General features: G+C 36.5%; 13 protein-coding genes. 3 read left to right on the top strand and 10 right to left on the bottom strand.

What is annotated here, in order from left to right; genetic code table 11:
• Positions 1 to 3: 3 nt before the first annotated feature.
• Together J2Y60_RS08875 and J2Y60_RS08870 are read right to left on the bottom strand one after the other, a co-directional pair.
• Positions 4 to 804, bottom strand: coding sequence for a transglutaminase family protein (locus J2Y60_RS08875; protein WP_309920603.1), 801 nt, complete (start codon positions 802 to 804; stop codon positions 4 to 6).
• An 85-nt stretch (positions 805 to 889) separates the two neighbouring features.
• A complete protein-coding gene (locus J2Y60_RS08870) occupies positions 890 to 1,051 on the bottom strand; it encodes a DUF1328 domain-containing protein (RefSeq protein WP_309920606.1) in 162 nt (53 codons plus the stop codon).
• A gap of 269 nt (positions 1,052 to 1,320) precedes the next feature.
• On the opposite strand from J2Y60_RS08870, the gene J2Y60_RS08865 reads away from it, so the two are divergent.
• Positions 1,321 to 2,244 (top strand): ROK family protein, encoded by a 924-nt coding sequence (locus J2Y60_RS08865; RefSeq protein WP_309920607.1) that lies wholly within the window; start codon positions 1,321 to 1,323, stop codon positions 2,242 to 2,244.
• Between the two features lie 77 nt (positions 2,245 to 2,321).
• On the opposite strand, the gene J2Y60_RS08860 is transcribed toward J2Y60_RS08865, so the two are convergent.
• The gene (locus J2Y60_RS08860) at positions 2,322 to 2,780 is read right to left on the bottom strand and encodes an Lrp/AsnC family transcriptional regulator (protein WP_309920610.1); all 459 of its coding nucleotides are present in this window, start codon (positions 2,778 to 2,780) and stop codon (positions 2,322 to 2,324) included.
• Positions 2,781 to 3,003: 223 nt separating this feature from the next.
• Here J2Y60_RS08860 and ald point away from each other — a divergent pair, with 223 nt between their 5' ends.
• Positions 3,004 to 4,116: an alanine dehydrogenase gene (ald, locus tag J2Y60_RS08855; protein WP_309920612.1), complete on the top strand. Its 1,113-nt coding sequence runs from the start codon at positions 3,004 to 3,006 to the stop codon at positions 4,114 to 4,116.
• A 229-nt stretch (positions 4,117 to 4,345) separates the two neighbouring features.
• Here the strand turns inward: ald and J2Y60_RS08850 are convergent, their stop codons facing one another.
• The 5 genes from J2Y60_RS08850 to J2Y60_RS08830 form a co-directional block, all read right to left on the bottom strand.
• Positions 4,346 to 6,361 (bottom strand): carbohydrate-binding domain-containing protein, encoded by a 2,016-nt coding sequence (locus J2Y60_RS08850; protein ID WP_309920614.1) that lies wholly within the window; start codon positions 6,359 to 6,361, stop codon positions 4,346 to 4,348.
• A gap of 338 nt (positions 6,362 to 6,699) precedes the next feature.
• Positions 6,700 to 7,830 carry a BamA/TamA family outer membrane protein gene (locus J2Y60_RS08845; RefSeq protein ID WP_309920617.1) on the bottom strand — a complete coding sequence of 377 codons (1,131 nt, stop codon included), beginning with the start codon at positions 7,828 to 7,830 and terminating at the stop codon, positions 6,700 to 6,702.
• A 43-nt stretch (positions 7,831 to 7,873) separates the two neighbouring features.
• A complete protein-coding gene (locus tag J2Y60_RS08840; protein WP_309920620.1) occupies positions 7,874 to 9,220 on the bottom strand; it encodes a TolC family protein in 1,347 nt (448 codons plus the stop codon).
• A 48-nt stretch (positions 9,221 to 9,268) separates the two neighbouring features.
• Positions 9,269 to 10,852, bottom strand: a complete 1,584-nt coding sequence (locus J2Y60_RS08835; RefSeq protein WP_309920623.1) for a DHA2 family efflux MFS transporter permease subunit — start codon at positions 10,850 to 10,852, stop codon at positions 9,269 to 9,271.
• Positions 10,853 to 10,993: 141 nt separating this feature from the next.
• Positions 10,994 to 12,031: an HlyD family secretion protein gene (locus J2Y60_RS08830; protein ID WP_309920625.1), complete on the bottom strand. Its 1,038-nt coding sequence runs from the start codon at positions 12,029 to 12,031 to the stop codon at positions 10,994 to 10,996.
• Between the two features lie 276 nt (positions 12,032 to 12,307).
• Here J2Y60_RS08830 and J2Y60_RS08825 point away from each other — a divergent pair, with 276 nt between their 5' ends.
• The gene (locus tag J2Y60_RS08825; protein ID WP_309920627.1) at positions 12,308 to 12,841 is read left to right on the top strand and encodes a MarR family transcriptional regulator; all 534 of its coding nucleotides are present in this window, start codon (positions 12,308 to 12,310) and stop codon (positions 12,839 to 12,841) included.
• Here J2Y60_RS08825 and coaD read toward each other — a convergent pair.
• Together coaD and J2Y60_RS08815 are read right to left on the bottom strand one after the other, a co-directional pair.
• Entirely contained in the window at positions 12,831 to 13,289 is a 459-nt protein-coding gene (gene coaD / locus J2Y60_RS08820) for a pantetheine-phosphate adenylyltransferase (RefSeq protein ID WP_309920629.1), read from the bottom strand. The two genes, J2Y60_RS08825 and coaD, sit on opposite strands and share 11 nt — an antisense overlap.
• Positions 13,290 to 13,393: 104 nt before the next feature.
• Positions 13,394 to 14,251 carry a DUF3822 family protein gene (locus J2Y60_RS08815; protein ID WP_309920630.1) on the bottom strand — a complete coding sequence of 286 codons (858 nt, stop codon included), beginning with the start codon at positions 14,249 to 14,251 and terminating at the stop codon, positions 13,394 to 13,396.
• Between the last annotated feature and the right edge of the window lie 166 nt (positions 14,252 to 14,417).

Genomic DNA, 14,417 nt, shown 5'->3' with positions numbered 1-14,417 from the left:
CTTCTATAAAATAGAGGATACTTCTTCTGCTATCGACACCGAAACACGCATATCTGATAAGTAAATACTTCCGAATTGAGTAGCCAAAGCTACATCTGCGGCATCTCGACCATAAGCCAGAACTACTCTATTACCTTTTGGTGAGTCTTGGGTAGCATCAAAAGTATACCATCTTCCACCGACAAAGGCCTCAAACCATGCATGTAAATCCATTGGATCTAGCTCATGTAAATAACCTACTACCATTCTGGCAGGAATACTTAAACTTCTACACAAGGCAATTCCTAAATGAGAGAAATCTCTACAAACGCCCACTTTGGCGGCAGCAGTATCCTTAGCAGAAGTAGAAGCATTACTAAAGCCATATTGGTAAAATATATTTTGGTGAATCCACTTACGGATTGCCTCTACTTGGTCATAACCAGGATAGGCATTTCCAACAATTTGAAAAGCTAGATTTCCTAATTGGTCAGACTCACAGTATCTACTTGGCAATAAATAAATAAGTTCTTCAGGAGGTAAGTCTTCAATTAATACAAAATCAGCACCAGGGGCTACATCAATTTCATCAGCCGTTTGAACGATTGAAGAAGTAAGTACATTAAACTTTCCTACTGGAGTTAATAAACGCTGACATAAATTTCCATACATGTCGGTGTATTCAGTAATAGGAACACTTGGTTCAAGAATATACTCTTCCTTAATAATCCACTGCCCAGCACCACTTCTTGGTCTGAGCATCAGGATTAATGGGGTAGTCGAGTAAGCTTCGTAATCAAGTTGGCAACTTATTTGAAGTCTCATGATTTTAGCTTTTATTCTAATCTAAGTTAAGTTTAGATAGTTGATTAAAATAGTCTGATTGTTGAAAATGTAATAATTATAAAAATTAGAGGTTTCTATCGCCTCTTAGAAAACTGAAAACGGCGAGTATTAATGCTACAAAAAATAATATTTTAGCAAAATAAGCTGCACTAGAGGCAATACCGCCAAAACCAAAAATAGCAGCAACTAAAGCAACAACGAGGAATGTGATTGACCAGCGTATCATAGTTATAAATGTTTAATGTTGAAATAAGATTTTCTTTGTTTTCAACTTAAAAAAATTTATACCATGAATAATGACTCGGAATTCATTTTAATTCCTCAAAAAATCAATAAAAAACATACATTATGAGTAAAAAAATACTCATTTGGGGAAGATTGTTCAGTTCTCAGGGTAAATAAGTGTAAAAGATGATTTCCTTCCAAAAGTAAGAATAAATAGTTAATTTGCAGTGGTTAAAATTAGTAAACTGTAAATTAAATAAATCCAAAAATTTGAAACCATCAATTACAAATCCTACACACCTTTGGGGTATTGATTTAGGGGGTACAAAAATTGAATGTGCCGTATTAGATAAGGAGAATGACTTAGCTGTAATAGTTAGAAAGCGTATCCCAACTGAGGCCGACAAAGGATATGAACATATTATTAGTCAGATTGTTAAGTTGGTATCGTTAGTAATAGATGAAATAGGAGAACAACCCATCCAAATTGGTTTTGCAACACCCGGCGTATTAGACCCCGCCACGCTTACGATGAAAAATAGCAATACCGTTTGCATGAACGGGCAGCCTATGCATCAAGATTTAGAAAAAGCGTTAGGAGTACCTGTAAAACTGGCAAATGATGCTAACTGCTTTGCTTTGGCTGAAGCATTGATGGGTGCTGGCAAAAAATATCCAAATGCCGAATTAGTTTTTGGTGTAATCATGGGCACGGGTGTCGGAGGAGGATTGGTTGTACATGGTAAAGTAATTGCGGGTCATCATGGGATTGGCGGTGAGTGGGGACATAACATTATTGAAGAAGGTGGCGAGCCGTGCTATTGCGGAAAAGCTGGCTGTGTAGAAAAAGTAATTGCAGGACCTGCCCTTGAAAAATATTATCAAAAAATTAGTGGAACAGCCCTAGGATTGAAGGAAATATTAGCACGTTATTTAGCTGATAGCGATGATCATGCGACAGCTACGATTGATAGGCTTCTAGAGTTTTATGGTAAAGGGATTTCTACTTTAATCAATGTACTTGACCCCGATTTAATCATTATTGGCGGTGGCGTAGGCAATATAGATTTGCTTTATACGGAAGGCTATGAGAGAATCAAAAAGTATATTTTTAATAATAAAAAAATATCAACACCCATCGTAAAACCAATATTGGGTGATAGCGCTGGGGTTTTTGGTGCAGCACTTTTGTAAAATAGTTATAAATGATAACAAAAGGTATTTTGAGCATTTTATTCGTGTTCAAAATACCTTTTTTGCTTTTTCATCAATCAAATTGGTAAAACAGTCGTATTCTTAACCTCCGACATGACAAACGAGCTACTGATATGTGCTACACTTTGAAGGGCAGACAACTTCTTTTGGTAAAATTCATTATAAGCCTCCATATCTCGCGCAATGATTTTCACTAAATAATCATAGCTTCCCGATACCACACTACATTCTATCACCTGAGGGAATTCTTTGATAGCTTCTTCAAATTCTTCGAAATGATTTTTCTGTTGCTTATCTAACGTAATGCTACAATACACCACGAGTGGATTACCCAATTTTTTCTTATTCAGAATGGTGACATATTTCTCGATAATCTCTTCCTGTTCCAATCTTTTGATACGGTCGTGGGTGGGAGTCATGGAAAGATTAATCTGCTTAGAGATTTCTTTGATAGTAAGTTGGGCATTCTCCTGCAATAATTGAAGAATCCGCAAATCTGTTGCATCTAAAGTCATAAAGAAAAATTTACTTTACAGAATAATAATATTCGCATAATACAGGAATTTTTCCCTATAATGGCATAAATATACATAATTTTTCCTTATTTATTTCGAAAATATAAAACTATTTCCTGTTTCACTAACTTTGCACATCTTCATTTACAAACCCTATCTGTGGATCTGTTATTGAATAAAGTTTTTCAATAACAGGAAAGCAGGTATTAAACCCCAACAAGCCATGATTATCGGTGTACCCAAAGAAATTAAGAATAACGAAAACCGTGTAGCACTAACTCCTGCGGGCGTAGCAGAATTTAAGAAAAATGGTCATACTGTTTATATACAAACCCAAGCTGGTACGGGCAGTGGCTTTTCGGATGAAGAATATGTAAAAGCTGGCGCTAGCATTTTGGGCACTATTGAAGAAGTATATGCTATTGCAGAGATGATTTGTAAAGTAAAAGAGCCAATCGCTTCTGAATATTCATTGATTAAAGAAAATCAATTGTTATTCACTTATTTCCACTTTGCTTCTTCAGAACCGTTGACTCATGCTATGATTGAGCGTAAAGCAATTTGTTTGGCTTATGAAACAGTAGAAAAAACAGATCGTTCTTTACCTTTATTAGTACCGATGTCGGAAGTAGCGGGTAGAATGGCGATTCAAGAAGGTGCAAAATACTTAGAAAAACCTATGGGTGGAAGAGGTATCTTATTAGGTGGCGTTGCGGGTGTAAAACCAGCTAATGTATTGGTGTTAGGTGGTGGAATTGTAGGAACACAGGCTGCAAAAATGGCAGCAGGTTTGGGTGCAAACGTTACGATAATGGATATTAGCTTGCCTCGTTTACGTTATTTAGAAGATGTAATGCCTGCCAATGTAGATACTGTGATGTCTAATGAATATAACATTCGTGAAGCTATTAAATTATCTGACTTGATTATTGGTGCGGTGTTGATTCCAGGGGCTAAAGCACCTCATTTGATTACCCGTGAAATGTTGAAAGAAATGCGTCAAGGTACAGTGTTAGTAGACGTAGCCGTTGACCAAGGTGGTTGTATTGAAACTTGTCACCCTACTACACACGAAAACCCTACTTTTGAAATCGATGGCGTAGTACATTACTGTGTGGCTAATATGCCGGGTGCAGTACCTTATACTTCAACGTTGGCATTAACCAATGCTACTTTACCTTATGCAATTCAATTAGCAAATAAAGGTTGGAAGAAAGCTTGTGCTGATAATGAAGAATTGAAAAAAGGTTTGAATGTAGTAGCTGGTAAAATCGTTTATAAAGGCGTATCAGATGCTTGGGGCTTAGAGCTTTCACCTCTTGAAAGCGTTTTATAATTTATAGATGTTTTTAAAAGAAATGAGGCTGTCTAAAAAGGAAAATATCACCAAATATTCTTTGGATTTTAACCTCACCCCTAACCCCTCTCCTTCAGAGAGGGGAACTTTTGGGCTCAAAAAGCTCCATCTCTGAAGGAGAGGGGGTTGGGGTGAGGTCTTTCACAGAATAATATTTGGCTATGAAAACTTTTCGGACAGCTTCATTTTCCTTTTAAAGGCATATTCACTAATAAGTTACCGTCGTTACTTTGCTAGAAACTGTAAATGTTCCTTTTTGTGTTCCGCCTGTGTAGCTACCACCCGAATAATAACCTCCTGTATTTGTGCCATTGGCATAAGAACCACCCGTCAGTACTTTATATGTAGCATTAGTAGCAAGACTAGGCGATGAAAATACAAAATATCCTGCTGCACGAGCAGGTGCGTAAGTCACCAAATTATTGCCAGAAGCATCTTGAACGGTAAATAAAGTACCAGAAGCTTGTACACTATTTAACTTAACAAATACTGTATTCTGTGCTGAGGTTGTGCTGGTAGCCTGAGCCATCCTACTAGCACTTGGCCCTGATGCAATCAGTAAACCGCCAGAGATGTTAAACGTTCCATTATAGTCTATCGCTACTTCTGGTTGCGATGGTGGGCCTTGAGCCACTACGATTCCTCCTGTCATGCTGATACTTCCATTACTATCCAAGGGGTCCCCTCCTGTTGAACTTACCGTTACTACTCCTCCTGTAAATGTCATCAAGCTACCATCATTAGATTCTCCGCCATTCCCATTGGTTGAATTAATACAATCGTCGGATGATAATACATTGATAGTACCATTGTTTACCGTAATCTTAGGTGCTTCAATTCCTTCCGTTGATTTTGTGATAGAAATGTTTCCTTTGTTAAAAGTTATCGAAGCATCCGACTTGATACCATCATCCGCTGCCGAAATAGTAATAGTTCCGTCATTGATGACCAAAGCACCATCACTTTTAATGCCTTTTGCCTCACTATCTTGGTTATTACTAGTAAAAGCCGCCCCAGTAGTAGTGATATTGATTGTACCACCATTAATCGTCGAAGTGCCATCAACGGTGATTCCTTTTCCTGCCGTTCCAGTGCTATTGATTGTAACTGTTCCTTGTTGCATGACAAAATTACCATCACAATTAATTCCTGCTGCCGAAGCTATATCTGAATCACTGGTATCATAAAAGGCATTTCCTGAGGTAGTGATACTAGTATTAACATTGGTAAGCGTTAAATTTCCCGTAGTCTTAAAGCCCTTTGATACTCTGCCTGATACTTTGAGGGTAATAGTACTGCTATTGTTTACTGTCGTATATCCTTCGCTTTTTATCGCATTGCCTTTCTCTCCTGTAGTTGTTACATTGATCGTTCCGCCCGTGATAGATACATAAGGCGTTATGCTTGTATCTGTTCCATCATAAGATGCTGTAATTCCATCGTCAACACTGGTTACAGTAATATTTCCTCCTGATAGCGCGACATAGCCTTCTTCACAATCAATTCCATCTCCAGATGAGGTTATTGATAATGTTCCACCTTCCATTTTGAAATAATCATTGGCATGTATGCCATCTGAAACGGCTTGTGTAACAGTGATTGTCCCTTCTTTAATAGCAATATAATCGTCACTACAAATTCCATGTTTGTAATTCGCAATTACCGTTAAAGCACCAGTACCTGCAAAATTCAATTGTCCTTCGCTAAAGAACGCTCCTTTTTGGTCTTCTGTGCTAGTAGCATAAGCAGTACCATCTACCACACGGTTATTGGTTCCGCTTAGTAAATTAACAGATACTTTCTTCCCCGACTGAATATTAATAGCAGGTCCGCTAGAATGAATAATACTAACGCCATTCATGATAAGATTAAATTTATAATCACTGTAAAGTTTTAAGCTTCCTTCGGTAGTCGAGCCTGAAAGCACATAGTTTACCTCGGTAGTAGTGGTGGTAGATGTTACCACTACATTTCCATTCGTCACACTTACTTTTACGCCTGAACTTTCAAATGGATTTGTAACGGTTGCAGTAGTGCCAGAATACTTGATTACCACGGCATTGGCAAAAGTAGTATCCTTAGTTTTGGTATCAAAGTCTCCATCAATTACAACTGGAGTGATAATGACTTCTTCCTCAGAAGCTGTCTTACAAGATAAGATGCTAGTTACAAATCCGATTGTACTAAGCACTAATAGTAGATAGATTAATTTGTATTTGGTCATAATTAATGATTGTTATATTGGTGTTTTAATGGACGTACCATCCAAAATCATTCAACATTATGACCGACAAAAGAAAAGAACCGTTGCAGGAAGCTTTGAAGTAAGTAGATATTAGGTGTAATTTAACATATTTTAAGAAATCGTAATTAATTTAAGGAGACTAAAAAAGATTGGACAACTTTGCCGTTTTGCCGTTGTTGATGTTTTTCACCAACAACATGTGCGAAAGCAACGCACCAAGTAATTAAACGATGCCTCTCCATTTGGAAGGTAAAGAAGTAGGTATTTTCATGTTAAAATTGAAAACTCAACACTCCAAACGCTCAATTCCAAACTCCCTAAAACGCCTCCGCAATAAAAAAATACAAGTTTTGCTGACCATTTCCGAAACCGTAATCTACTCTCACATTTACATTTTCTTTACGGTTTATTTTAAAGCGTAGCCCAGCACCATAACTTGGCAGAATGTTGGTCATATTCATGTCTCCGATTTTATTATTTACCCAACCCAACCCGCCAAAACCCACTAATCCCCAACGCTTTAAGGCTTGCCAACGATACTCTGTCTGGAATGCTAGCAAATCTTTATCTCTGCGTGAGCCAACATAGTATCCACGCATAATCATATCTCCACCTAACAAACCTAATTCATGAAAAGGCACATTGCCATTCGTTAAAAAAGCAAAAGTTTGAAAAGCCAATACATCTTTGCGTTGGGCGAACGGTCTCAAAAACTTTCTAGCATCTAGTTGCCAACGATGGAATGACTGCGTACTGCCTGTCCAATGTTCATGGGCAGAATATTCTATTTGTAAAAAAGAACCTTGTGATGTAGTCAAAACGTTATCTCGATTATCAAACTGTACTGAGACATTTAAACCAGAAACAGTAGAACCCTCGCGACCGACTACATCATTTCCATTCTCTAATATTCCATTGCTTTTGCCTTGTACATTATACATTTTGAAGTATCGCCAACCTAACCCTGCAAAGGTATGATTTGCAATTTTTCGATAGGTCAGATTATCAAATCTGATTAAATCAAAAGTAATAGCTTCTTCATTCTCTGGCTTTGCCTCTGCTCCTACGCCATAAAAAAGCACTGGAAAGCGACTAAAACCATAATACCCAACGATATAATATTTCTCCTTGTTCGTAAAAATCTGATAGTTATGTTCAAACATTATCTGACTATTTAAGGAGTATTGCAAGAAAACAGCAGTATTAGAAACCCTAGTGAGCGAGTCGCCCTCTCCTCCGCCATTAAAAAAGCGTTTCACTCCTCCGCCTAATACCCAACTGGTTTCAGGCATATAAAAAACAAAGGGAGAAACAAGGTATTTGTGGCCAGTAAAGAATTTTACTATTTTGAGATTAGCAAGCTTATTAACAGATGTAGAATCTGTTTCAGCAGCTTTGCTCTGAAAAAAAGAGAATAGGAAGAAGTAACAGAGTAGTTGTTTTTTCATTGAGTTTGAGGCTGACTATTCGTAGTAGTCAGCCTCATATTTTTTACCAAAACTTAATGCCCGTCAAACGATTAAGTTCTAATTGGGCAATGGCCATTTGGTACTGATATTGTAATTGTGTTAACTGACTTTCTCTTAAGGCTGTTTGCGAAGCCTCTATTTCTACATTAGTAATTACGCCATTCTTGAAACGTGCGTTTGCTAATTTCAAGGCATATTGTGCTTGGAAAACATTACGTTCTGATAAATCTAGTTTGTTTTTAGCAGCGTTATAATCATTCTGAGCGGCTTCTAAATCTCTCTTTAAGTTTTGATTCGTCACTTCCGCAGTATATTTCAACATCTCGCGGTTTAGTCTAGCTACTTCGGTCTGATGAGCCGTTTTATTACCAGAATATACAGGAATAGTCAATTTTAACCCTACTGTACTACCAAACTTGAAATCTTCAGAAATGGGAGGAACTTCGCCGTTAATTCTAGGCAAGTATCCATTTTTAAGCCCTAACGAAGCATTCGCTGCAATATAAGGGGCAGAACCCATTTTTGCAATTTTCACTTCACGCTCAGCAATCAAATCTCTATCCTTCAAGGTTTTCAAATCTGTATTACTAGTCTGTGCTTGATTCAATGCCTCCTCTACACTCAAGGCAGTAAGTCCTAAATTAAAATCAGCATTTGGGGAAATAGTCCCGTGTGCATCTTTACCAATTAAAGAAGAAAGGTAAATGTATTGACGTTCTAACTGGCTTTGTAAGTCTGATAATCTAGTTTCAGCATTTTTATATCTTACCTGAATCGACACTTGGTCGTAATCTAATGCATCACCTTGCTTTAGGCGGTCGCTGATAATTTTCCCGTTATCATCTACCAGTTTCAATTGCTCTTTTTGTACTTCTATGGCTTTCTGTGTATATACAATGCCATAATACAAATTAGCTACTTGATAAGCGTATATATTTTTCAATCCTTCAACGCCAGTTCTAGAAAGTTCTGTTTCTAATTTTGACTTTTCAATATTGATATTTTGTTTACCCCAATCGTACAACACATAGTTAGCACCAATGTTGGCATTGTAATTCATGTTGGGTTGAAACTGCAAATTGGTCGTAGCTGAGCCAAAAGCAAAGGAAGCTTTAGCAACAGGGTCGATTCTGGTTACACCAATTTCAGACTGAATCTGTGGTTTCAAAGCTGACTCTTGTATTTTAGTGCGATAATCACCAATGGTAATCATTTGTTGCTGTTCCTTTATTTTAGGAGCGTACTCAATGGCAGCACGTACCAACTGTTTAAGCGACTCATCGGTTTTATCTTGGGCTAATACTTCTTGTCCAACGAAGAGGTCGGCAAGTAATAAAAGCGAAATGATATAATTATATTTTATTTTCATTGTTTCAAAAATTAATCAAGTTTATACACTGAATAATTGTGCTTAAAATTAATGGCTTTCAGCAGCGGCCTTAGCCATTGCTGCGGCTTCTTCTGGCGTTAGTTTTTTGGTTCTTAACAAAAACACGCAAGGAAGTAAGCAGATAAAGAAGATAGAAATTAATCTAAAAGTATCTAAATAAGCCAAATAATAAGCCTGCCGTGACACAGCGGCTTCTAGCTGTTTATAAGCCATTGCGGCAGCATTGAAACTATCACCCGTGCTTGCTATCATACTTCTGGTAGCATTAGCTACTCTTTCATTAAATAGCGGATTATCGGTACTCATATTCGCCATTAAGTCTGAACGGTGCTGAGCAGCACGATTGGTAGCAAAGTTATTGGCCAAGGCAATCCCAAAAGCTCCTCCTAACTGACGAATCATGTTCGACAACGCAATACCTGCTGGATATTCTTTAGGTTTTAACCCTGCTACAGCCTGATTGATAAGTGGTAGTTGCAATAATGAAATACCGATGGTTCTACAAATTTGCATAGGAAAGAAATCCCATTTACCCATATCGGGTGTAGCCGTACCACTATAAAAACCAAAAAAGATAAAAAAGAGAATACCCGCCACCATAAAAGGAATTGGTGATGCTCCACCAGCCATGCGTTTACCAATAATAGGGAAAAGCACTACAGCAGCTAAGGTCGGAGCTACTAGCGAAACCCCTGCTTCAAAAGGAGTAAATCCGTTTACTCGCTGTACCAATACTGGATATACAAAGGCAGAGGTAAATAAACCTAAACCAGAGACCAGATTGAACATGGTAGAAAAAGCAAAGATTCTGTGTTTAAAAATACTGAGGTTTACTACGGGATGTTCGGTAGTGAGTTCATGCCAGACAAACCCAATGATTCCAATGGCTGCCATTATGCTTACCGTAACAATCATTCTTGATTCAAACCAGTCTTCAGACTCTCCTTTTTCTAACACAAATTGTAACGCACCAATACCCACAATCAACAACATAATACCGATATAATCTATCTGTATTTCTTTTTTCCGCTCACCTTCTCCTTCCTTTCTATCAATATAAATTAATGTCAGTACCGTAGCAATCACACAAATCGGGATGTTTACATAGAAAATCTGTGACCAGTTATAAGTTTCTAAAATATAACCACCCAATGCTGGTCCTAATGTTGGTCCAAGTACGATACCCATCCCAAATAGCCCTGAGGCAATACCTCTATCTTTTGGCTCGAAAGCATCAAATAAGATAGCTTGAGAGGTTGAAAGCAACGCTCCTCCGCCTATCCCTTGAATAAAACGCCAGAAAACCAATTCCCATAGCCCCTCAGACGCCCCACAAAAATAGGAGGCTACTCCAAACAGTACCATGGAGGTTAAATAATATGTTTTTCGGCCAAAATATTCTCCTAAAAATCCCGTCATGGGAATGATAATTACGTTCGCAATGGCATAGGAAGTAATTACCCAAGCAACGTCCTCAATCGTAGAGCCCAAAGAACCCGCCATTTGATTGAGTGCAACGTTCACGATGGTGGTATCGAGCAATTCCATAATTGCTGCCGAAACCGTCGTGATAACGATTATATATTTTGCAAATCCTGTTTTAGCAGCCATGTTTAGTTTTTTTAATTGTGAGTGATAGAATGAGTGAGTTAGTGAATTAAAATTATTTGGATAAAATAATTATTCTCTATTATCACAGTTGTAATTGTGAATAATCAATATTCACTCAATCACTAACTCACTAATTCACAACTACTTAACTTGAACACTTACCTCTAATGAAAGTCCGGCTCTTAGAATATCTTTATTTTTCGCTAAATCAAGTATTTCTATTTTCACTGGTACACGTTGTGTAACTTTTACGAAGTTTCCAGAAGCATTGTCAGGAGGCAACAATGATGTTTTAGCACCTGTTGATTCTGAAATAGAAATAACTTTTCCTTTGATAACTCTGTCTGGATAAGCATCTAATTTTAATTCGGCTTCACTCCCAATTTTCAAACGACCTACTTGTGTTTCTTTAAAGTTAGCTACTACCCAGAAAGTAGAATCTTGAACGATTGTCATCAATGGTTGTCCAGCTTGGATAAATTGACCCGGCTCTACACTTTTCTTACCAATTCTTCCAGAAGTTGGTGCGAATACTTTTGAATAAGTAAGTTTTAATTTTTGTTGCTCAATCTTCACTCTTTTTACAGCCAAAGTAGCTTCCGCTTTGTGCAAGGCTGCTTGTAAAATTGGCATTCTTGATTTTGTTGCCGAAATGTCAGCGATACCTGCTTCGTATTGAGCTACCAACACTTCATACGCTGATTTGCTATCATCACCTTGCTTACGAGTAATCGCATTTTCGGCTACTAAAGCGGCATCACGGTCAGCATCTTTTTTCGCTTTATCTCTACGTAAATAAGTAGCTTTCAAATTTGCTTCGTTAGATTTAATACTCATTGACAAGTTTGTTATATTAGCCTTGGCATTTTCTACATCTGTCTGCGCTTGTAATAAATCTGCTTCCATTTCGTCTAAAGCTAATTTAGCTTCGTCACTATCAATCTCAAGGATTAATTCATCCTTCTTTACAACATCATAATCTTTTACTGATACAGATTTTACATAACCTGCCATTCTTGGTAATACTGGCACAAAATACGTTTCTACTTGTGCATTGTCTGTATCTTCATGCGACTGTGCATATTTATATTTTGAATATCCGAAATATAAGCCTAGTACTACAACACATAATAGTATTATTCGGGGAAGATAAGTTTTGATGGAGCTCTGAGTTGCCATACTTTTATAAAAATTTTAGGGTAATAATTAATGTTAATTCGTTGAATAATTTGATTTTAGAGAAAAAACACTTCTGATAATCAAGCAATTTTGCCGTTTGATGCCACAAAGGTAAACTAAGTTTACTAAATTAGTCAAGTTTATTGACAATTATTTTTTTTGTATTATCTTTGTATAAAATTTAGTAGATTTATTTCTACTAGCACACATACAGAAAATACAAAAAATTATAAAAATTAAGCAAAAACACGGTAAATCCGTGTTGAAGGGGAAATCATGGATAATAAATTATTGGAACTCAATGAGTTCAAGGAAGCTAAAAATCGTCATCTTGGGCGATTGATTTCAAAGTCACAAAGAATAGTACGAGCATTAGCCAGTGAGTTTTTACAGGCAAAAGGATATACAAATTTTAGGGTTGGGCACATGGTAGCTTTAATCCATATTGATTTAGAAGGTTCAAATATTAACAATTTGGCTCATTTGGCAGGTGTAACCAAACAGGCAATGAGTAAATTGGTAAAAGAATTACAAGACGAAGGCTTTGTAACGATAGAAAAACATCCTAGTGATGCCAGAACGCTTATTGTAAAATTAAGCGATAGAGGCATCAATACGATGTTGCATTGGAAAGAATGTACTATTAATATTGAAAACAAATTCTCAGAAATCATTGGTACCGAGAAAGTAGAGCAACTAAAAGATATTCTATCAGTTATTGTTAACAATTACGAGAACAATCTTTTATCGACGGCAGATACAAATATGATGAAAATGAATCTAGCCGATACAAAACCAACTACTTATTAATATTATAAGGAAGAAAGGCGTCGATGCTAGTTCCATAGCGATGTAAATCACGAATAATGGTTGAACTAATGGGTGCTAAATGTGGAGAAGTAATGAGGAATACCGTTTCTAGTCCATCTACAAGGTAGCGATTTACCTGAGCAATTGAGTTTTCATACTCAAAGTCAGTTGTATTTCTCAATCCTCTCAACAGGAAATTAGCACCCATTTCAATAGCTACATTGGCCGTTAATCCATTATAGGAAACTACTCTTACAGGGGTTCCTTCAAAAGTCTCCTCAATCCAGCTAATCATTTTTTCAATAGGGAAATAGCGCGCTTTGTTACTATTATGTCCTATTCCAATAATCACTTCATCAAATAACGAGAGTGCTCTTACAACGATATCTTCATGTCCTTTTGTAAAAGGATCAAATGAGCCAGGAAAGAAAGCGATTTTTTTTTGCACAATCTTGTTGGTTTGGTGAGTTATGTTTAGGGATTGGGATACCTCCACAGCTGTATAGTTACCCAATAATGTTTTATTTGTTAATAAGATTCACTCTGAAAAAATTATACCAAAAGCCAAAGATAGCGATGTTTCTCTATCAGCCCTTCCTCTATATTTTCATTTAATGAATCTCCTACCTTTACTTTAGGTAAATATTGATTTAATAACTGAAACTCTTCTGATTCTTTATCAATGTTGCCATAAAGCCTAATAAATATTTCATCGGGTTCTATTTCTAGCTCATTCATCACGAAAAGTACAAAATATACTAAATCTTCAGAGGTTTTATAATGAAAACGATTGCAAAACTTTAAAACGCCATTGATAGAAACCACCATAGTAAAAGCCGTTTCGCCAAAATGTAAGAAAGCTGTTTGTGCTCTACTAGACGTGAGAGCAAAATCAATCAACTGACTTGAAAGGTGTTGATATTGTAAATTCAAGAGTGGGTAAGCATCTTCAAACCAGTTAAATAACTGGCGATTGCTACTATAAATATTGATTAACGCTAAATCTGAATGAATATTAGTCCTTACTTCTTCATCTGCCTCAAGCACTTGTCCTTTGGCTAATTGCAAATATTTATTAATATATTCCTTCTTGTATAATGCGGTTGGCAACAATGTAAACGACTGATTATCAATCGTAATGCTAATCGATTTCCATTTCAAAGATTTTAAGAAATCGTGTTGTCCGAAAATCATTTCTAAATTAGCAATCAATGAATGGCAATGTGGCTCAACGGGAAAGTGATAACTTTCTAAAGCAATTAATGACTTATCAAGTGTATCTTTTACAAAAAAATAAAAATGTGTTTCTGATAATTCGCAACCAAGCTGATATTGATTGATTTTCTTAATATCAAAATGGGGCGAAATAAATTTCACTTGCGGTAAAATATGTAAAGTGTCTGTTTTCAATATAGATTAATTAAAATAAAGTTTACAAAAATACAATTCTATCTTAATTAATTAAAGATAATCGTCAGAAGCCAACAATTTTAGCTTGAAAGAAAAACTCTTTAAGTATTTTTTTATAATTTCTACTTCTCAATTCAGTTATTATCCAAATTGTTCAATCAACAAT

The sequence above is a fragment of the Arcicella sp. BE140 genome (genome assembly GCF_031456255.1).
GTDB classification, from domain to species: domain Bacteria; phylum Bacteroidota; class Bacteroidia; order Cytophagales; family Spirosomataceae; genus Arcicella; species Arcicella aquatica.
This window is presented reverse-complemented; position numbering and strand designations above follow the sequence as displayed.

Bases quoted from the DNA above. Each gene is read 5' to 3' on its own strand.
- J2Y60_RS08860 (WP_309920610.1), bottom strand. From the start codon at position 2,780: ATGACTTTAGATGCAACAGATTTGCGGATTCTTCAATTATTGCAGGAG.
- J2Y60_RS08835 (WP_309920623.1), bottom strand. From the start codon at position 10,852: ATGGCTGCTAAAACAGGATTTGCAAAATATATAATCGTTATCACGACG.
- J2Y60_RS08850 (WP_309920614.1), bottom strand. From the start codon at position 6,361: ATGACCAAATACAAATTAATCTATCTACTATTAGTGCTTAGTACAATC.
- J2Y60_RS08845 (WP_309920617.1), bottom strand. From the start codon at position 7,830: ATGAAAAAACAACTACTCTGTTACTTCTTCCTATTCTCTTTTTTTCAG.
- J2Y60_RS08825 (WP_309920627.1), top strand. From the start codon at position 12,308: ATGGATAATAAATTATTGGAACTCAATGAGTTCAAGGAAGCTAAAAAT.
- ald (WP_309920612.1), top strand. From the start codon at position 3,004: ATGATTATCGGTGTACCCAAAGAAATTAAGAATAACGAAAACCGTGTA.
- J2Y60_RS08870 (WP_309920606.1), bottom strand. From the start codon at position 1,051: ATGATACGCTGGTCAATCACATTCCTCGTTGTTGCTTTAGTTGCTGCT.
- J2Y60_RS08830 (WP_309920625.1), bottom strand. From the start codon at position 12,031: ATGGCAACTCAGAGCTCCATCAAAACTTATCTTCCCCGAATAATACTA.
- J2Y60_RS08840 (WP_309920620.1), bottom strand. From the start codon at position 9,220: ATGAAAATAAAATATAATTATATCATTTCGCTTTTATTACTTGCCGAC.
- J2Y60_RS08875 (WP_309920603.1), bottom strand. From the start codon at position 804: ATGAGACTTCAAATAAGTTGCCAACTTGATTACGAAGCTTACTCGACT.